Origin of the sequence: Robertmurraya korlensis NBRC 107688, from assembly GCF_001591645.1 — a bacterium.
GTDB lineage: Bacteria > Bacillota > Bacilli > Bacillales > Cytobacillaceae > Robertmurraya_A.
The window spans coordinates 160,872-179,362 of the sequence record NZ_BCVH01000002.1 but is presented as its reverse complement, the minus strand read 5'-3'; the positions used below and the strand labels follow the sequence as shown (position 1 = coordinate 179,362).

18 protein-coding genes, 2 pseudogenes and 1 other annotated feature are annotated in these 18,491 nt (G+C 38.2%); all 20 genes and pseudogenes read left to right on the top strand.

Annotated features, from left to right (window positions below; all coding sequences use genetic code 11):
- Positions 1-37 precede the first annotated feature (37 nt).
- The 20 genes and pseudogenes from BKO01S_RS05755 to obgE all read left to right on the top strand — a co-directional run bounded on the left by BKO01S_RS05755 (position 38) and on the right by obgE (position 18,463).
- Positions 38-1,348, top strand: a complete 1,311-nt coding sequence (locus tag BKO01S_RS05755) for a bifunctional folylpolyglutamate synthase/dihydrofolate synthase (protein ID WP_066050136.1) — start codon at positions 38-40, stop codon at positions 1,346-1,348.
- 86 nt (positions 1,349-1,434) lie between these two features.
- The gene (locus BKO01S_RS05750) at positions 1,435-3,150 is read left to right on the top strand and encodes a sensor domain-containing diguanylate cyclase (RefSeq protein WP_084361977.1); all 1,716 of its coding nucleotides are present in this window, start codon (positions 1,435-1,437) and stop codon (positions 3,148-3,150) included.
- 130 nt (positions 3,151-3,280) lie between these two features.
- Entirely contained in the window at positions 3,281-4,369 is a 1,089-nt protein-coding gene (locus BKO01S_RS05745; RefSeq protein ID WP_066050133.1) for a hypothetical protein, read from the top strand.
- Between the two features lie 193 nt (positions 4,370-4,562).
- Entirely contained in the window at positions 4,563-5,120 is a 558-nt protein-coding gene (locus tag BKO01S_RS05740; protein WP_066050131.1) for a Maf family protein, read from the top strand.
- 42 nt (positions 5,121-5,162) lie between these two features.
- Positions 5,163-5,711 (top strand): annotated as a pseudogene (gene radC / locus BKO01S_RS05735) (RadC family protein); the annotation flags it as partial.
- A 780-nt stretch (positions 5,712-6,491) separates the two neighbouring features.
- Complete coding sequence (locus BKO01S_RS05730; RefSeq protein WP_198158771.1) at positions 6,492-7,466, top strand: group II intron reverse transcriptase/maturase; 975 nt, start codon at positions 6,492-6,494, stop codon at positions 7,464-7,466.
- Positions 7,467-7,570: 104 nt separating this feature from the next.
- Positions 7,571-7,711: pseudogene (locus BKO01S_RS23830) on the top strand (JAB domain-containing protein); the annotation flags it as partial.
- Between the two features lie 178 nt (positions 7,712-7,889).
- Positions 7,890-8,912: a rod shape-determining protein gene (locus BKO01S_RS05725; protein WP_066050125.1), complete on the top strand. Its 1,023-nt coding sequence runs from the start codon at positions 7,890-7,892 to the stop codon at positions 8,910-8,912.
- Between the two features lie 80 nt (positions 8,913-8,992).
- Positions 8,993-9,874: a rod shape-determining protein MreC gene (mreC, locus tag BKO01S_RS05720; RefSeq protein WP_066050122.1), complete on the top strand. Its 882-nt coding sequence runs from the start codon at positions 8,993-8,995 to the stop codon at positions 9,872-9,874.
- The gene (gene mreD / locus BKO01S_RS05715; protein ID WP_066050121.1) at positions 9,871-10,389 is read left to right on the top strand and encodes a rod shape-determining protein MreD; all 519 of its coding nucleotides are present in this window, start codon (positions 9,871-9,873) and stop codon (positions 10,387-10,389) included. Before mreC ends, mreD begins: the two co-directional genes overlap by 4 nt.
- A gap of 143 nt (positions 10,390-10,532) precedes the next feature.
- Positions 10,533-11,213, top strand: coding sequence for a septum site-determining protein MinC (minC, locus tag BKO01S_RS05710; RefSeq protein ID WP_066050119.1), 681 nt, complete (start codon positions 10,533-10,535; stop codon positions 11,211-11,213).
- Between the two features lies 1 nt (position 11,214).
- A complete protein-coding gene (gene minD / locus BKO01S_RS05705; RefSeq protein ID WP_066050116.1) occupies positions 11,215-12,018 on the top strand; it encodes a septum site-determining protein MinD in 804 nt (267 codons plus the stop codon).
- A 121-nt stretch (positions 12,019-12,139) separates the two neighbouring features.
- Positions 12,140-12,916: a M23 family metallopeptidase gene (locus tag BKO01S_RS05700; RefSeq protein ID WP_066050113.1), complete on the top strand. Its 777-nt coding sequence runs from the start codon at positions 12,140-12,142 to the stop codon at positions 12,914-12,916.
- A complete protein-coding gene (locus BKO01S_RS05695) occupies positions 12,909-13,775 on the top strand; it encodes a M50 family metallopeptidase (RefSeq protein WP_066050110.1) in 867 nt (288 codons plus the stop codon). The genes BKO01S_RS05700 and BKO01S_RS05695 overlap by 8 nt, the downstream gene beginning before the upstream one ends.
- Positions 13,776-13,820: 45 nt before the next feature.
- Positions 13,821-15,266, top strand: coding sequence for an Rne/Rng family ribonuclease (locus BKO01S_RS05690; RefSeq protein WP_198158770.1), 1,446 nt, complete (start codon positions 13,821-13,823; stop codon positions 15,264-15,266).
- A 69-nt stretch (positions 15,267-15,335) separates the two neighbouring features.
- Positions 15,336-15,412: a sequence feature (ribosomal protein L21 leader region), on the top strand.
- Positions 15,413-15,425: 13 nt separating this feature from the next.
- On the top strand, positions 15,426-15,734 hold the full coding sequence (gene rplU, locus BKO01S_RS05685) for a 50S ribosomal protein L21 (RefSeq protein WP_066050104.1): 309 nt from the start codon (positions 15,426-15,428) through the stop codon (positions 15,732-15,734).
- A gap of 11 nt (positions 15,735-15,745) precedes the next feature.
- Entirely contained in the window at positions 15,746-16,078 is a 333-nt protein-coding gene (locus BKO01S_RS05680; protein ID WP_066050097.1) for a ribosomal-processing cysteine protease Prp, read from the top strand.
- 13 nt (positions 16,079-16,091) lie between these two features.
- Complete coding sequence (rpmA, locus tag BKO01S_RS05675) at positions 16,092-16,382, top strand: 50S ribosomal protein L27 (RefSeq protein ID WP_066050094.1); 291 nt, start codon at positions 16,092-16,094, stop codon at positions 16,380-16,382.
- 150 nt (positions 16,383-16,532) lie between these two features.
- Positions 16,533-17,078, top strand: a complete 546-nt coding sequence (locus tag BKO01S_RS05670) for a Spo0B C-terminal domain-containing protein (protein ID WP_066050091.1) — start codon at positions 16,533-16,535, stop codon at positions 17,076-17,078.
- Positions 17,079-17,170: 92 nt separating this feature from the next.
- The gene (gene obgE / locus BKO01S_RS05665) at positions 17,171-18,463 is read left to right on the top strand and encodes a GTPase ObgE (RefSeq protein WP_066050088.1); all 1,293 of its coding nucleotides are present in this window, start codon (positions 17,171-17,173) and stop codon (positions 18,461-18,463) included.
- Positions 18,464-18,491 lie beyond the last annotated feature (28 nt).

Here is an 18,491-nt window from a genome sequence, read left to right as displayed (position 1 = left end):
TAGATTCGTCCTCACTATATTATGGAAGGTGAACATCATGTTTTTGACTTATGAAGAAGCAGTGGCGTGGATTCATGCTAGGTTAAGACTCGGTATAAAGCCGGGGCTTACAAGAATGGAATGGATGATGGACAGGCTGGGACATCCTGAAGAAAATATTCACTCCGTACATATTGGTGGGACAAATGGAAAAGGCTCGACCGTTACCTTTTTGAGATCCATCTTAGAAGAGCAAGGGTATTCGGTAGGCACCTTTACTTCACCATATTTCGAGCAGTTTAATGAACGAATTAGTGTAAATGGAAAACCGATATCTAATGACGATATCGTTCATTTAGTCAATGTTATCAAACCTTTAAGTGATGAACTTGAGCAAACAGAACTAGGCGGCCCAACTGAGTTTGAGGTCATAACCGCTATGTCCCTCTATTATTTTGGTCGGTGTAACCCTGTTGATGTTGTTTTATATGAGGTGGGCTTAGGTGGTAGGTTTGACTCCACAAATATTATATCTCCCCTTCTGTCAATTATTACTAGCATCGGCCTTGATCATACGGCCATTTTAGGCGATACCCATGAAAAAATCGCCTTTGAAAAAGCTGGAATTATTAAAAGAGATGTACCGATTGTTACAGCTGTTCACCAACCGGGTGCGTTACAAGTCATTAAAAAGAAAGCATGTGAAGAAAATGCAAGTTGTTTTGTATTAGGGGAACAGTTTCATGTAATGAATCATCAATCCTTAGCAAATGGTGAAAAGTTTGATTGGAAGATGGATGATAAGGAGTGGATATCTTTACAAACGACGATGATAGGTAAACATCAAATCGAAAATGCGTCCTTAGCGATTATGGCGTCTCTGCTTTTAAATGATACGATTCAATTTGTAATTGATCCTTCGTCTATTCAAAGGGGTGTAAAAAAAGCTTATTGGCCAGGGAGATTTGAAGTGATATCCAACGCTCCGACTGTTATTATTGACGGAGCTCATAACGAAGAGGGAGTTCACACCTTGGTCCGTGAGGCGAAAAAACGCTACCATGATAAAGAAATCCATATCGTTTTTGCGGCCTTGAGAGATAAAAAACTTGATGGGATGATTCAAGAGCTGGATGAAATCGCCTCCCAAATCACCTTTGTATCCTTTAACTTTCCACGTGCGGCAACGAGTAAGGAGCTTTACTCTATAAGCATGTCAAATAATAAGAAGGAAAACATGGATTGGGAGGAAAGTGTTCAAGATAAACTATTCCATTTAAGAGAAAATCAAGTGCTTATAATTACGGGTTCACTCTATTTCCTTGCAGAGGTAAAACCAAAATTACTAACGTTACTAGGAGCAATGTAAAAATAAAACTATGACAAATATCTGAATCTTTGATAAACTTATCGTGAGTAAGTCTTTTCGCCCATTAATAAAGGAGGAGAAAGGAAATGGATCCAATAGCAAAAAAATTCATTTGGATAACTTGGCTCTTATTTGTCCCAATCGGATTTTATTTAATCTATTTCTTTTTTCCGCCATTGATTAGTGGCGTAGATTTTGATGTTTTTGCATTTATTTTGTTAATTTCTTTTGTTGCATCTGTCCCAATGGTTGTAAACAATACGCCTATTTTTCTTATTCAATGGGTATCGTTGGCAGTGTTTTTAACATTTGGTTTGTTTATAGAAATGATTCTTGTGCAAATAGGAGTCATTGTGTTACTACTTAAGCTTCGTGTCACAAAACAGCAATTATATCGCTTTCCCCTAAATTCTCTCATGTTTTTTGTTTGTTCACTTCTCAGTGGTATGATTTATTATTCATTAGGTGGCGTTCATGGCTTAACTTTGGTAGAAAATCCGAAGTTGCTGCTGATTGCGATTACTTATGCAGTAGTAAATTATATTCTCAATCAATTGATTCTATCTGGAATTAGATATGCTTTGTTTAAACAAAAACAACAGTACTTTGGGAAGGATTTTATCTGGGAGACGATTACAGCGATCCTTACTTTGCCAATTGGGCTTGTTTTATACACGTTATATATAGAAGTAGGAGTGGTTGCTCTCCTGTTTGTTGGAATACCGTTTGCAAGTCTATCCATTATATTAAACCTCTATTACTCTACTGAAAAGGTAAATAATTATCTTCAGAAAGCAGCAGAAATTGGTCATGAGCTTGCTGAAAAGCTTGATGTGGACAGAGTAATGGGTCTATTTTTACAAAAAATAAAAACCTTGCTTCCAGTGGAGGAAGCGTTTGTTTTGAACAAAGAGAATAGCCAATTACACATGATTCGGATGGAGAGCAATAATAGAGAATTTCATTCCTTCGAGACAGTAAAACCTTTAAAAAAAGGAGAAGGAATTAGTGGTAAGGTTTGGGCGGATAAGAATGCCTTCATTTTCTCAAGTAGGAGAGAATGGAAAAGTATAACTAAAGAGCCGCTTTCCCCTCATATGGAGAGTGTGCTATGTGTTCCGATTGTAAAAAGCAATGAAGTGATTGGAATATTATTGCTAGCGTCTTCTGAAAAAAGGGCATACGAAAAATCACAGCTGATGATTCTTGAAATTTTATGTTCCTATTTAGCTGTCGCTGTAGAGAATGCGAGACATTATGAGAAGGCAAAAGATATAAGTGAGCGATGCGCACTTACAAATCTGTACAACTATCGTTATTTAGACAATGAACTACAACTAGAATACGAGAAATTAGTTGCTTCCGAACGGAATAAAATCTCTCTCATTCTGTTGGATATTGATCATTTTAAAACAGTAAACGACACATATGGACACCAAAGCGGAAATGAAATTCTAAGAGAAGTAGCTGGTCGATTAGTAAATTTAGTCGGAAATAAAGGGACTGTTGCGAGATATGGCGGAGAGGAATTTACGATTCTATTACCTGATGTCGATAAGCAAGAGGCTATCAAACTAGCTGAGCTTGTTCGATTAACAATTGCTAATTGGCCATTTACACTTGAACAACATATTTCGGAGAAAAATAAAAAGTTGTTAGTAAACATTACAGCATCCATAGGGGTAGCAACATCACCTGATGATGCAGAAGACCCTCAATCATTAATAAGGCATGCAGACAGAGCTTTATATGTGGGGGCCAAGCGTGCGGGAAGAAATAGAGTTGCTCAATACGTAAAATAAATAGAAATTACAAAAATAACCAAGAAATTTGGCGAAATCATTCCATGACAAGACGACAAAAGTCTTGTTATTTTTTTTGTTCTCTATGATAGGATGAAACAAGCACTCATCTTCGAAGGAGGCAAATGTAGTGGAAAACCAGAAAAAAAATACTATCACGATAAAAATTGATGGTAAATCAAGAACGTATCAAGAGAATAAGCAAAAATTAAAATCAGAAAAAGTGACTTCTAGTAAAACTTTTGTCGAAGATGACGGTCGAAAACTAGAATTCGATAAACGGCCAGTAGTAAAGCCAAACATAAAGGAACCGAATTATGAAGAAGTTGCAGCGGCTTCTGCTGAAAAAAATGAGGAAGACTTTGATTGGATTCTCCCTGAAGCTAGTGAGGAGCCGGAACTAGAAGAGTACAAGATTGCAAGCTATACAAGCAAACCAAATAAGGGAAAGAGCGTTATTTCAGCTCTTAAAAAAAGTAAAACCAATCTATCTCCTTCTATTTTCCTAGCCTTCTTTTTTGCTGTAATCATCGGTCTGAGCTTCGGATTTATTCTATTAAGACTTGTCATAAGTGACCAGACAATTGGGACACAAGAAGTCGTTACGACAATTACACCTACCGAACAACAACAAAGTGATCAGGAAAATGTAACAAGTTATACCTTACCGGTTGTATCTACTTTTGTGGTTCAGGAAAGTGCCTATACAACGATTGAAGCAGCAAATGATGGCAAAAAAGTACTTGATCAAAAAGGAATCCCCTCTGCAGTCGTCACAACTGATAAGTATTTACTACTTGTTGGCATTGGTGTAACAAAGGAAAATGGAAAAGCAATCGGAGCGCGCTTAGTTGAGAAAGGCATTGATGATATATATGCAAAAGAATTACAAGTGGGTGGAATTCAATTAAACGAAATCACCAGTACCGAACAAAAACTATTGGAGCTGGCCTCACAATTATATGCACCGCTCGTAACGATTAGTACAAGTCTCACACTCGGACAAACCATTCCTGAAGAAGCATCAAAGAATGTTACACAAATGAAAGCTGAATGGGATAAAATCAATAGTAAAGAAATTAAAACTGAGAGTCTAATACAGCTCAAAGAAGAAATGGACAAAGCAATTATTGTTGCTATGAATCCGACAAAAGAGAAGAGTACAGAGTTACAACAGCATTTATTAAGCTTTTTGTCCTTATACCAAACGAAAAAATAAAATTATCGACATTTTCGGATATTTTCCGGGAAATAGCGAGAAAATAGCAGAGTCTTGTCAATCAAATGACAAGCTCTGTTTTTTTATCATTTTATTAGTAAAAATGGCCATTTAAAAATGACTGATATGTTATTTTTTGTTACGATAAAATGGTATCTCCCCTATGATCCAAATAAAAAGGTAAGGTGATCTTATGCAAAACCTCATTTTAGCCTCGTCCTCTCCTCGGCGCAAGGAACTGCTATCCATTCTTCAAATCCCGTTTGAGGTAAAAGCAAGTGATGTGGATGAAAGCTTTCATTCTGAACTTGCTCCACATGAAGTAGTTATTGATTTAGCAGACAGGAAGGCGAAGCATGTGTCAAAAAGTTTTTCTTCCTCTATTGTCATTGGTGCCGATACGATTGTAGTTGCGGGTGGTGAAATATTAGGGAAACCGAATAACCCTATGGAAGCTTTTGAGACGTTGAGGAAATTATCTGGTACCACACATTCTGTTTACACAGGAGTAGCAATTGTCTCGACTGCTCGTACAACGACTTTTTATGAAAAAACGGACGTAACATTCTGGGAGTTAACTGACGAAGATATTCACTCCTATATAAGTACAGGTGAACCATACGATAAGGCGGGAAGCTACGGAATACAGGGGTTCGGTAGTACACTTGTGAAACAAATTAATGGTGATTATTTTACGGTCGTTGGATTACCAATAGCACGCCTTGTTCGCGAATTAAAACCTTTTAGGTGATGAAGATTCAACGTCGACCTCCCATAAATTAGGAGGTTCAATATGCGGACGGAAGCATTAATGATTAAGGATTATCCTCATGAAGAACGCCCCCGTGAGCGCTTTGTTCAAAGCGGTCCAGAAAGCCTTTCAAACCATGAACTACTTGCTCTTCTTTTGAGAACGGGAACAAAGGAAGAGTCTGTTCTTCAATTAGCTAACCGATTATTAAACCATTTTGAAGGACTTAGACTTTTAAAGGAAGCGACCTTAGATGAAATGACCCAGATTAAGGGGATTGGTATGGCAAAAGCAGTTCAAGTGCTAGCTGCCGTGGAAATAGGGAGGAGAATAACGAACTTGAATTACGATGATCGGTACGTCATTCGTTCACCTGAAGACGGTGCTAAGTATGTGATGCAGGATATGAGATTCCTCAGTCAAGAACATTTCGTTTGTCTTTACCTTAATACGAAAAATCAAGTCCTCCATAAGAAAACAGTCTTTATTGGGAGCTTAAATGCTTCTATCGTTCATCCTCGTGAAGTGTACAAGGAAGCTTTAAAACGTTCAGCAGCTTCTATTATTTGTGCACATAATCACCCATCAGGAGTGCGCCTGGAGGGTGCAGCATAATAGTATTCTAAAAGAATTGGAACTCCTTACATGGTTCTATGGTCAGCATCTTACCTGAAAGGGAAACCTATGCAGGGAAATTAGCATGATGTGCAAAGGGAAAGAGACGATTAGCTATCATATCGAGTCAGTTTCTCAGACCAAGTGATGTACGGTAAAGGCTAGACTGCTTGAATCCTAGACGAAGGAGCGACGGGTGCGCCGTTACTTATGATAGCTAGCAGGTAACGAGGACAATATCGGAAAAGCTCTCCTGACTTTTTCCGATTGTAAGGATTGTCCTTCTATACTCGAAATTAAGAGTAAACCGTCAAAAGGGGTACCTAACCATCACGTTCTATTATGTTGCATAATTCAGGGATTACCTAAGTACAAACAAGCGGTTTGTATATGGTAACGGAGTCACCATAGTACTCGACGTTTGCCTGTAATGGGTTTAGCAGGGGGAAGGGTGACAGGCTACTACTCGTCCAATTGAAAGGTGTCATGAACATGGCAATTCATCCATTTCAACAGTTAGACGTTTTGAAAAAGGCTTCTCAAAAAGGGAAACAAATTACTGACTGCTATCGTCTTATGTTTAGGAAAGAGTTATGGATAAGGGCACATACAAAATTATTTTATCCGAAAACTCCAAATGAATCTCAACTATTAGAAATAGATGAGCTGATTTTCCAATTGAAAAAGGGAAGGTTTCGATTTGAAAACCATCGAGAAACACTAGAACATACCACTTCTCCCTCTTATAGGGAGTTAATGGTCCTAGAAGTTATAAAAATGATTCTCAATGTAATCTCCAAAGATAATTACCTCAAAAAGGGGTACTTAACCCAGTCTCTCAAAGAGGTAAAATGGCATTCGAATAATCATAATTGGTGGGTTCTAGGAGAGATAAAATGTAATAAATCCTCTGCATGGCCCCAACAACTCCTGAAGAGTATGGAGAAAAAGATAAGGGATCGTCGATTTTTTCTTCTCATCCATCATGCGTTTTTCTCAGGAATAATTAATAGAGAGGATTGCAACAAAGGGGCTAGTCTTCTATCCCTCCTTTACGCTATTTATTTTCAAGAAATGAATGTAAGTATGAAACAGAAAATGAATAGGGAAAAAAGAGATAATAATAGCTTTGGAGAGATTAGATTTTTTCCGAATTATAACCATTTTTTAATTGGTATTAATGGTTCAAAAGATGAAGCAGTCGCTGTTTTAAATGAGTTTCAACTATATTTCAACTCATACCTTTTATATGTAAACAAAGATTATTTCTTGTGTCTATCCAATCTTAATAAGTCTGCTGGTTTGTGTGGTTATCAGCTAAAAAGGTGTAGACGTACGAACACGGTTCTTTTCAAAATACCTAAAGATACACTACAAAGACTATCGAAAAAATACGGAGACCTGAAATGTTTCAAACCGATTCCTCGGCCTCAATTAATTAACCTCTCAGATAGACAAATCATGAGGGTGTATCATTGTGAATTAAGAAAGGTAGTCTTTGATTATAGAGGAGCAAGCAATTGGGATGATCTTTCTAAACTTTTTTCCCTAGCTAGAGGAAGTTTTATCAAAACAATTGCAATGAAAAGAAAGTGTTCGGTTAGGAAAGTGAGTCTTGAAATGAAATCATATAAACAAGGAGAACTTTGCATAAAAGTAAGAGATAAAGGAGAAGTTGAAAGTTTATATTCGTTTACAAAATTAGCCCAGTTTTCCTTTTTGAGATACTAAGCCTACTAGCTGGCGAGCCGTATACGCTAAAAGGTGTACGTACGGTTCTGAGGGAGGGGAGAGGAAACCACTTATTATAGGATGGCGCTTCTCTCCTACCCTACGATCCTACCCCTAGTAAGGAGGATATTGAGGTTACGAAAAGACTAGCTGAATGTGGAAAAATACTAGGTATTGAAATTCTTGACCATTTGATTATTGGGGAAAATAAATTTGTCAGTTTAAAGGAAAAAGGCTATTTATGACACTATGAATTTAATTAACGATGCGATATAATAAGCTTTATGATTTTTTTACAAAATAAACACTAAGATGAATTCATAATAAATGGCTTTGACTAGAAAGAGTAAAATTTTTATGTGGGACAAACCATTAGACAGATGACTTTATTAGTACGATTTGGATTAGAAAGGGAGATACTTCATGTTTGGAATAGGAACAAGAGATCTTGGAATTGATTTAGGGACGGCAAATACGCTTGTGTATGTGAAAGGAAAAGGGATTGTTGTAAGAGAGCCTTCCGTTGTTGCGCTACAAACAGATACAAAACATATCGTAGCAGTAGGTAACGATGCAAAAAACATGATCGGTCGTACACCTGGTAATGTGGTCGCTCTTCGACCAATGAAAGATGGTGTCATTGCTGATTATGAGACGACTGCAACCATGATGAAATATTACATAAATCAGGCAAACAAAAGTAAAGGTTTCTTTTCAGGCAAACCGTATGTAATGGTTTGCGTACCATCAGGAATAACGGCTGTAGAACAAAGAGCTGTAATTGATGCAACTCGTCAAGCAGGTGCTAGGGATGCATACCCGATAGAAGAACCGTTTGCCGCTGCAATAGGTGCGAATCTTCCTGTTTGGGAGCCTACCGGAAGTATGGTTGTTGATATCGGAGGCGGGACAACGGAAGTTGCTATCATCTCATTAGGTGGGATTGTGACAAGTCAATCGATTCGCATTGCCGGTGATGAAATGGATGATGCGATTATTAATTATATTCGCAAAACATACAATCTTCTGATCGGTGATCGTACAGCAGAAACGATTAAGGTGGAAATAGGAAGTGCCGGAGATCCTGAAGGTATTGAAAATATGGAAATTCGTGGACGTGATTTGTTAACTGGACTTCCGAAAACGATTGAAATAAGAGCAGAAGAAATCTCGAAAGCTTTACATGATACAGTATATGCAATCGTTGATGCTGTTAAAGTTACATTGGAAAAAACACCGCCAGAACTAGCTGCAGATATTATGGATCGTGGTATCGTTCTTACGGGCGGCGGAGCGCTCCTTCGCAATTTAGACCGAGTAATTAGTGAAGAAACCAATATGCCAGTTCTAATTGCCGAAAATCCACTTGATTGTGTGGCAATTGGAACAGGAAAGGCTCTTGACCATATTCACCTTTTTAAAAATAAAGCTTCTGAAACAAGATAAGCAAACTTTGTTTCCCTCTCTCCATTAGGAGTGAGGGAATACCCCTGTGTGGGAAAATATTTTCACTTGAGGTGTAAGAAATGCCACAATTTTTATCAAATAAACGCCTTATCATTTTATTAGTTAGCATCATTATTCTCGTGGCATTAATCGGTTTTTCAATAAGAGAGCGAGAGAAGTTAACATGGCCAGAGCAATTTATTAAAGACACCACAGGATGGGTCCAATCTGCCTTATCTCGTCCTGCCAATTATGTAGCAGGTTTTTTTGAGAATGTAAAAGACTTGCAAAATACATATGAAGAGAACAAGGAACTGAAGGCTCGATTGGATGAGTTAGTTCAGCTTGAGGTGGATGTTCAAACATTAGCCAAAGAAAATAAAGAACTACGAGAAATCCTTGATAACAAGGAAGATTTAAGCGCATTTGATCCGGTTCAGGCAATTGTTGTTGGTAGGAATCCTGAACGATGGCATGAATTACTTGTTATTAATAAAGGAAAACAAGACGGTATCCAACAAAATATGGCCGTTATCACAGCGAATGGTCTAATAGGAAAGGTAAAAAGTATAAGCCAATTTACCTCGACCATACAGCTATTAAGTGCAAATGACCCAACGAATCGAATTTCAGCAAAAATTATTGGCGAAACCGAAACTTACGGGACCATTGAGGGATATGATGAGGAAAGGAAACTTCTTAAGCTAAAGAGGCTTCCATATGATGCGAAAATAGAGAAAGATCAAATTGTTACTACTTCAGGACTTGGTGGGGTTTTTCCAAAGGATTTACCTGTTGGAAAAGTGGTTGAAGTCGTTCCAGACGAGTTTGGATTAAATCAAACAGCTTATATAGAGCCAGGTGCTGATTTTTATGATATTCGCCACGTTATGGTCGTGACTGTTAAGACAAATACACCCGATTTAAGTGATATTTCTAGTGAAGAGGAGGAGGAATTGTGAAAAAACTCCTTCTTCCTGTTTTTATTTTGTTTTTTTTCATACTAGAAAGCTTGTTTGTCGAGCTTTTTTCTCCACAGCTTTTTAATAGTGACCGCATCATCGTTCCTCATTTTCTTTTAGTAGTTCTCTTGTTTTTAACGGTTTATGGAGGAAAGAAACAGGGGATCATTCATGCGGCTATTTTTGGACTGCTCTTTGATATCGTTTATACAGAAGTGATTGGAATCTATTTCTTTTTGTATCCACTCATTGCTTATTTTGTTTCGAAGACGATGCAGCTGATACATAATCATCTTGTCGTAGTTGCTTTGACTTCTATGGTTGGCATCATTTTGCTAGAGCTTGGTGTATATGAGTTAAACTTCTTATTGAAGGTAACAGAAATGGAGTTTCAAACTTTTTTACAGGAGAGGCTGTATCCAACGTTACTTTTAAATCTAGCATTTACTATTCTGGTTTCTTTTCCTTTAAAGCGTCAGTTTGAAAAATATGCAGAAGAACTGAGGAATGAATAAAAAATTCGTTCCTTTTTAAAAAGGATTTCTGGGGCTTTAGGTCGAATTAATATACAGATATACTACAGCTTATTTCGTAATGAGCTTTTCTTATTTTTGCTTATCATCGAGGGATGCATTTCTATTGAGGTGACCAACTTAACATGAAAAAGACACAAAACGTGCTAATAAAAGGAACAAAGGATGGTCTAACGCTACACTTAGACGATCTATGCTCCTATGAAGAATTAAAGAAGGAATTAGATTCCAAATTAACCGAAAATTCGTTAGCTAATAAAGATCGACCTTTAATATCAGTTAGAGTTCAAGTGGGGAACCGCTACTTAACAGAAGAACAGCAAGAAGAAATTAAAAATTTAATTCGCCAAAAAAAGAATTTAGTCGTGGAATTAATTCAATCAAATGTCATGACAAAGGAAGAAGCTGAGCTGGCAATATCAGCAAACGAGATTGTCCCAGTAGCTAGAGTCATCCGTTCGGGTCAGGTATTAGAAACCCCAGGTGATTTGCTCTTAGTGGGAGATGTGAATCCTGGCGGTACAGTTCGAGCGGGTGGTAATATCTTTATCATGGGAGCATTAAAGGGAATTGCTCACGCAGGATGTTATGGAAACTCAGAAGCAGTGGTTGTGGCTTCAGTAATGAATCCTTCACAAATTAGAATAAGTCATTGCATTAACCGTGCTCCAGATTATACAACTGACAAGGAGAAGCGGGAAATGGAATGTGCCTATATCGATGAAACCGATCATATTATTATTGATAGATTGCAAGTATTATCACAGCTAAGACCAAACTTAACCAAGCTGGAAGGGGGACGCTAAAATGGGACAAGCCATTGTTGTAACTTCAGGAAAAGGTGGAGTAGGCAAAACGACTACTTCTGCAAATATTGGAACAGCTCTAGCCTTACAAGGGAAGCGTGTCTGCCTTGTTGATACAGATATCGGACTGAGAAACTTAGACGTGGTGATGGGGCTAGAAAACCGTATCATTTACGATTTAGTGGACGTCGTGGAAGGACGCTGTAAGATTCATCAAGCGTTAGTGAAGGATAAGAGATTTGACGACCTACTGTACTTGCTTCCAGCGGCACAAACGAGTGATAAAACGGCTGTTCAACCTGAACAAATGAAAACGTTAATTAATAATTTAAAACAGGACTATGATTATATCATAATTGACTGTCCAGCAGGTATTGAGCAAGGTTACAAAAATGCAGTTGCGGGTGCGGATAAAGCTATTGTTGTGACTACACCTGAAGTATCGGCTGTAAGGGATGCTGACAGGATTATTGGTCTTCTAGAAAAGGAAGAAAATGTGGAAGCACCAAAGCTAGTTATTAATCGAATCCGCAGTCATATGATGAAAAATGGAGATATGCTTGATGTAGACGAAATCACAGCACATCTATCTATTGATCTAATTGGAATTGTGGCAGATGATGATGAAGTCATCAAGGCTTCTAATCATGGAGAGCCAATTGCTCTTAATCCTAATTCAAAAGCGTCGATTGCCTACCGAAATATCGCACGCCGAATATTGGGAGAATCCATACCACTTCAACAGCTTGATGATGGAGATAAAGGTGTATTTACAAAAATTAAAAAGTTTTTTGGAGTTAAGTAGAACCGAGATTATTCTCGGTTTTTTTATTTGGTTCATGGCTTGGATAAAAATTGTCTTGTCATAGGTTTGTCCTTTTGTACATAAACTTGTACAAAACGTTAAAAGGATTGGTGGGGAAACCATGAGGTCAAGACCGGATGATATTCGTAAACGTATTGCAAAGCGAAAAAGGGAGAGGGACAGGCTTACACAGACCGTTGCCCATTCGAGGCTATTGCTGCCGGAAACGGAAGAAATGCACGGATATGATCGGATTCCCACATATGAAAGTGGGAAAGAAGAAGAACTGCATCCTCTTTTTCGAAAGGAAGTATTCATTTTTAAAATATTAGCATCCACTATTCTAGTTTTCTTAGTAGCAATTATTTTTAGAAACAATGATGCTAGATTTGAAAGTGTTAGAGAATTTGTGTCAATAAACATGGAAAAGGATTTTCAGTTTACAACAGTAGCAAATTGGTATGAAGAACAGTTTGGGAAACCGATAGCACTATTGCCGTTCACTAATCAAGAAACGGATGAAGCTACAGAGGAGTCGCAGCCTTATGCCCTTCCTGCATCAGGGAAAATTTTAGAGGAGTTTGGTGAAGACGGGCAAAAAGTAACTATTGAAACACCTAAAGGCGCGGCCGTTACTGCGATGAGTGGTGGTATGGTTGAATTTGCGGGTATAAAAGAGGGATTTGGAAAAACGATTATTGTCCAGCATAGTGATAAAAGTGAAACCTGGTATGGAAATCTCGATAATATTTCAGTGAATTTATATGAGTATATCGAAAAAGGAAAGGAAATTGGAACGGCGATGAATAGTGATGATGGCACAAAAGGTTCCTTTTATTTTGCCTTAAAAGAAGGAAATGAATTTATTGATCCTTTTCAGGTGATTCAGGTTGAATAAAGTGATTGCGCTTTTGTCAAAAATTCATATTCATCCCCTTTTGTGGGTTGTTGTGGCTTTGTCTGTAGTGACAGGTCACTTTTATGAACTGCTTCTCCTCTTAATCATTATCTTTACACACGAACTAGGCCATGGGGCAGCCGCTTCCTATTTTTCATGGAGAATAAAGAAAATCACCTTACTCCCTTTTGGTGGGGTTGCGGAGATGGATGAACACGGGAACAGGCCATTAAGAGAAGAAGCAATCGTCGTACTTTCTGGACCTATTCAACATATATGGCTTGTTGGTGTTGCCTATTTACTTCATCAATTCGGACTAATGGATGACCATTTATTTTCCCTGTTTCTACAGTACAATGTAATGATATTTTTATTTAATTTGCTTCCTATTTGGCCATTAGATGGTGGGAAGTTCATTTTTTTATGGCTTTCTATTAAAAAGCCTTTTCCACTAGCGTTTAGGCAGATGCTTATTCTATCATTCTTTGCTTTATTATTATTTAGTGGCATTATTTTGGTGACAGAGCCATTAAATCTAAATGTCTGGATCATTATCTTGTTTCTTTTATTTTCATTGTATTATGAATGGAAGCAAAGAAGATATGTATTTGTTCGTTTTTTATTGGAGCGTTATTACGGGAAAAAGGATACGTTCGGAACCCTTATTCCATTAAAGGTTGAAGAAGATGAGCTAATCATTCATGTGCTCGAAAGATTTCAAAGAGGCTGTAAGCACCCTATTATTATCGAGAATGATGGACAGGAGAAGAGATTACTTGATGAAAATGAAGTGCTACATGCTTACTTTGCTGATAAACTTTTGATGGCAAGAATGAAGGATTTGCTTTATCAATATTGAACAATGATAATATAGGTGACGTATTGATAAAGTGAGGAATAGATGTTGGAAAAGATTATTGTGAATTATTTAGGTAGAGAAAAACGATATGCAATACTTAAGGAACAGAAAGTTGAGAAGCTGTATATTGAACAACCAAAGCAGCAGTCGCTCGTTGGTAATATATATATAGGAACGGTAACAAAGGTAATGCCAGGGTTACATGCTGCTTTCGTTGACATTGGAGAAGAAAAACAAGGGTTTTTACATAGAGATAAGCTTGTGTCGTTTTTATCATCAAAAGATGAGAAGAACGTAAAAGAAAGAAAAGGGATAGGGGCATTTGTGCATCAAGGAGAAAGATTATTTGTTCAGGTGGAAAAAGATGCAACCGGTGACAAAGGACCACGTCTGACAGGAATTATTGAGCTTAATGGAAAGAATATTGTTTACTTACCAAATGGTTATTATGTTGCTGTCTCGAGAAAAATTGAGGATGCCCAGCAAAGAGAAAGCTGGCGTCAAATGGGGCACGAGCTGAAGGAAGACCACGAAGGGCTCATCTTTCGTACATCATGTACCGATGCAAACAGAGAAGAAATTAGAGCAGAGCTTCACCAGTTACGAATTCAATATCATGAACTCACAAAATCTTTGAAGATGGTAAAGAAACCGATGATTGTTCACGAAAGTGAGCATTTTATTAAGGAGCTTAAAGAAGAACTAAAAAAGATGGACTCCGCCACCATTGTGATTGATGATTCCAGCCTGAAGGAAAAAATACTTGCAGGTTCAAACGGTCAAGCGTGTAACATTATTTATCATCATGATAAACAAAATATATTCTCTGCATACGGGATTGAAGAATCAGTTGAAAAAGCATTAAGACGAGTCGTTTGGCTGTCAAACGGTGCGTATGTAGTCATTGATGAAACGGAAGCACTTACGATCATAGATGTGAATACGGGGAAGTATTCAGGGAAAAATCATCTTCAAGATACGGTCGTGAAAACAAATGAGCTAGCAGCTGAAGAGATAGCACGTCAATTAAGAATAAGGGACATTGGTGGAATTATTCTTATTGATTTTATTGATATGAAGGATCCAAGTGATCAAGAAATGGTCCAAAAGAGGCTGGAAAGAGCATTGCAAAAGGATCATAAACGTACAAATATTGTTGGGTTTACTCAACTAGGCATCATGCAGCTCACCAGGAAAAAAACAAAAATAGCTTTATCGGAAGGTTTAACTGAAAAATGTAAAGTATGTGATGGGACAGGAAGCGTGTTAAGTGCAGAAACGGTTGCCTTTAAGCTTGAACGAGAGCTTTGGGAGCTAAGAGGAACCGATTACGTGGCTGTTACTATTGAAACAACGGATGAAGTGAAAAGTGTTTTTTGCGGTATGGAAGGAAAACATCTTCAAAGAATGGAAGAGTTAATCCATGTAACCCTTCAGTTTGTTATAAAAACTAATGACAAACCTTTCTATAAAATAACTAAGCTCATCTAGCGGTGAGCTTTTTTGTATTGACAATTACAAAGAAAATATGATAATATCGTTTATGTTATGTTTGTAGCACCCGTGCTACAACCGCGCAGATCAGGTTGTAAGTCTTTCATAGAAAAGCGCCTGTGATGGCGAGTCTTAGTTTATAAGGAGGTGCAGTTCATGTACGCAATTATTGAAACAGGCGGAAAGCAAGTGAAGGTAGAAGAAGGACAAACTATCTACATCGAAAAGCTAAACGCTGAAGCAGGCGAAACTGTTACATTTGACAAGGTTTTATTCGTTGGTGGAGAAAGCGTAAAGGTAGGAAGCCCAGTTGTTGAGGGTGTTACTGTTACAGCTAAAGTTGAAAAGCAAGGTCGCGCTAAGAAGATCATTGTTTTCAAGTACAAGGCGAAGAAAAACCAACGCAAAAAGCAAGGTCATCGTCAACCATACACAAAAGTTGTCATTGAAAAAATCAACGCTTAAGGCGGTCTAAGATGATTCAAACGACGATTTATCGTACTGAATCTGGGCACATAAAGTCGTTTACATTGAGCGGTCATGCTCTCTTTGCAAATCGAGGGGACGACATCGTATGCGCCGGTGTCTCTGCTGTTTCATTTGGTGCAATTAACGCAGTTATTGCGTTAACAGGTGTTGAACCTGAGATTGAGCAAGGAGAAGGTGGTTTTCTCCGCTGTGTGATTCCTACCAATCTCTCTACGGACATACAGGAGAAAGTACAGCTTTTGTTTGAAGGCATGGTTGTGTCATTGCAAACGATCGAGAGAGATTACGGGAAATTTGTCAAGATTACCTTCAAAAAGTAGGAGGTGGAACATAATGTTAAGATTAGATCTTCAGTTTTTTGCTTCTAAAAAGGGAGTAGGTTCTACAAAGAACGGTCGTGACTCACAAGCTAAGCGCCTTGGTGCTAAGCGTGCAGACGGTCAATTCGTATCTGGTGGTTCAATCCTTTACCGTCAACGTGGTACTAAGATTTACCCAGGTGTTAACGTTGGTAAGGGTGGAGACGACACTCTATTCGCGAAAGTGGACGGAGTTGTTAAATTCGAACGCCTAGGACGTGACCGTAAGCAAGTGAGCGTATACCCTGCAGCTCAAGAAGCTTAATTCTTTTAGAAAAAACTCTAACCCTTTGGTTAGAGTTTTTTTAATCGAAAGATATATTTTGAAGAAACCTATTACCAAGGTTTTCTTTTTTGCTATACTAAAAACAAGCAGTTTTCTGACTGATAATGAATTGGTACAGGAGTGCATGACATGAAAAAGGATTGGACGACGGTAGAGCTGCTTAGTCACTCCCGTCACGATTGGTTAAATAAAGTACAGCTTATAAAGGGCAATTTGTCTTTACATAAATACGATAGGGTAAATGAGATTATTCAGGACATTGTTATAGAAGCACAAAATGAGGCACGACTCTCTCAATTACATACACCACAGTTTGCTGCCCTCCTTCTTACCTGCAACTGGAACAACTTCTCTTTTCAGGTAGACTATGAAGTTCTCGAGGCGTCTACCGACAATCAATTTACGATCAATGACATGATTGCTTCAAACTGGACAAGTTCATTTTTCGAGTGTTTGCAGCAGACAGTACAGGAATTTGCAGATAATCATTTATCCATTACAATTGAAAGACAACAAAGTTCAACCTGTTTCTTTTTTGATTTTAGAGGAATAATAAAAAATAGGATTGAGCTTGAAACATTTTTCGCAAGCAAAGAAACATTAATAGAAGTAATCGTTCATGAAATTTCGGAAAAGGAATTTTCATTACAGGTACTCGTACCATATGAGAAATAATTGGATTCAATCAATTCTCGTCATGTGATGACAACTTCTATCAGGCTCTTTTGTGTAAGAGCAACTACATAGGACAGACGGGAGGAAAAAAGATGTTTGTAGATCAGGTTAAGATTTATGTAAAAGGCGGAGACGGTGGAAACGGAATGGTAGCTTTCCGCCGGGAAAAGTATGTACCAAAGGGTGGACCAGCTGGTGGTGACGGCGGTAAAGGCGCAGATGTAGTTTTTCAAGTAGAAGAAGGATTACGTACGTTAATGGATTTTAGATACCAGCGACATTTTAAAGCTCCTCGTGGAGAGCATGGGATGTCTAAAAATCAGCATGGAAAAAACTCAAAAGACATGGTAGTTAAAGTTCCACCGGGAACCGTTGTGACAGATGCAGAAACAAATGAAATCATTGCAGATTTGGTTGAGCATGGGCAACGTGCGGTTATCGCTCGAGGAGGCCGAGGAGGCCGAGGAAACTCACGATTTGCTACACCTGCAAATCCGGCACCTGAATTATCTGAGCATGGTGAACCAGGACAGGAAAAGGATGTTATTCTCGAACTTAAACTCCTAGCTGACGTTGGTTTAGTTGGATTCCCTAGTGTCGGTAAATCAACCTTGTTATCTGTCGTTTCATCCGCAAAGCCAAAGATTGCTGAGTATCATTTTACAACGATTGTTCCGAATCTGGGAATGGTAGAGACAGATGATGGAAGAAGCTTTGTCATGGCAGATCTGCCAGGATTAATTGAAGGAGCTCACTCGGGTGTAGGACTTGGTCATCAGTTTTTGCGTCATATTGAAAGAACAAGGGTCATTGTTCATGTGATTGATATGGCTGCAACAGAGGGAAGAGACCCTTATGATGATTACGTAACAATCAATAATGAGTTACAGGAATATAATTTACGATTAACTGAACGACCACAAATTATCGTTGCTAATAAGATGGATATGCCAGAGGCCGAGGATAACTTAAAATCCTTTAAAGAGAAATTAACAGATGAGTATCCAGTTTTTCCTATATCAGCGATTACACGCCAAGGGCTTAGAGATTTACTTTTCGCGGTTGCGGATAAAATCGAACAAACACCTGAATTTCCACTTCATGAAGAAGAACTTGAGAGTACAGGAGTTCACCGCGTACTTTACAAGCATGAAGCAGAGCAGACAGAGTTCCTTATTACGAGAGAACCTGATGGTACTTTTGTTGTTTCAGGACATGCAGTGGAACGATTGTTTAAGATGACAGACTTTTCTAGAGATGAGTCAATCAAACGATTTGCTCGTCAGCTTCGTGGCATGGGTGTCGATGAAGCGTTAAGGGAAAGAGGAGCAAAAAATGGTGATACAGTAAGACTTATGGATTACGAATTCGAGTTTTTAGATTAGTAAATCGTAGCGCTTTACCTGGGGGTGG

What these genes read in the sequence shown, in the direction of transcription:
- BKO01S_RS05755 (WP_066050136.1), top strand. Translation starts at nt 38, where the DNA reads ATGTTTTTGACTTATGAAGAAGCAGTGGCGTGGATTCATGCTAGGTTA.
- BKO01S_RS05750 (WP_084361977.1), top strand. Translation starts at nt 1,435, where the DNA reads ATGGATCCAATAGCAAAAAAATTCATTTGGATAACTTGGCTCTTATTT.
- BKO01S_RS05740 (WP_066050131.1), top strand. Translation starts at nt 4,563, where the DNA reads ATGCAAAACCTCATTTTAGCCTCGTCCTCTCCTCGGCGCAAGGAACTG.
- BKO01S_RS05730 (WP_198158771.1), top strand. Translation starts at nt 6,492, where the DNA reads ATGGTCCTAGAAGTTATAAAAATGATTCTCAATGTAATCTCCAAAGAT.
- BKO01S_RS05725 (WP_066050125.1), top strand. Translation starts at nt 7,890, where the DNA reads ATGTTTGGAATAGGAACAAGAGATCTTGGAATTGATTTAGGGACGGCA.
- mreC (WP_066050122.1), top strand. Translation starts at nt 8,993, where the DNA reads ATGCCACAATTTTTATCAAATAAACGCCTTATCATTTTATTAGTTAGC.
- minC (WP_066050119.1), top strand. Translation starts at nt 10,533, where the DNA reads ATGAAAAAGACACAAAACGTGCTAATAAAAGGAACAAAGGATGGTCTA.
- minD (WP_066050116.1), top strand. Translation starts at nt 11,215, where the DNA reads ATGGGACAAGCCATTGTTGTAACTTCAGGAAAAGGTGGAGTAGGCAAA.
- BKO01S_RS05700 (WP_066050113.1), top strand. Translation starts at nt 12,140, where the DNA reads ATGAGGTCAAGACCGGATGATATTCGTAAACGTATTGCAAAGCGAAAA.
- rplU (WP_066050104.1), top strand. Translation starts at nt 15,426, where the DNA reads ATGTACGCAATTATTGAAACAGGCGGAAAGCAAGTGAAGGTAGAAGAA.
- BKO01S_RS05680 (WP_066050097.1), top strand. Translation starts at nt 15,746, where the DNA reads ATGATTCAAACGACGATTTATCGTACTGAATCTGGGCACATAAAGTCG.
- rpmA (WP_066050094.1), top strand. Translation starts at nt 16,092, where the DNA reads ATGTTAAGATTAGATCTTCAGTTTTTTGCTTCTAAAAAGGGAGTAGGT.
- BKO01S_RS05670 (WP_066050091.1), top strand. Translation starts at nt 16,533, where the DNA reads ATGAAAAAGGATTGGACGACGGTAGAGCTGCTTAGTCACTCCCGTCAC.
- obgE (WP_066050088.1), top strand. Translation starts at nt 17,171, where the DNA reads ATGTTTGTAGATCAGGTTAAGATTTATGTAAAAGGCGGAGACGGTGGA.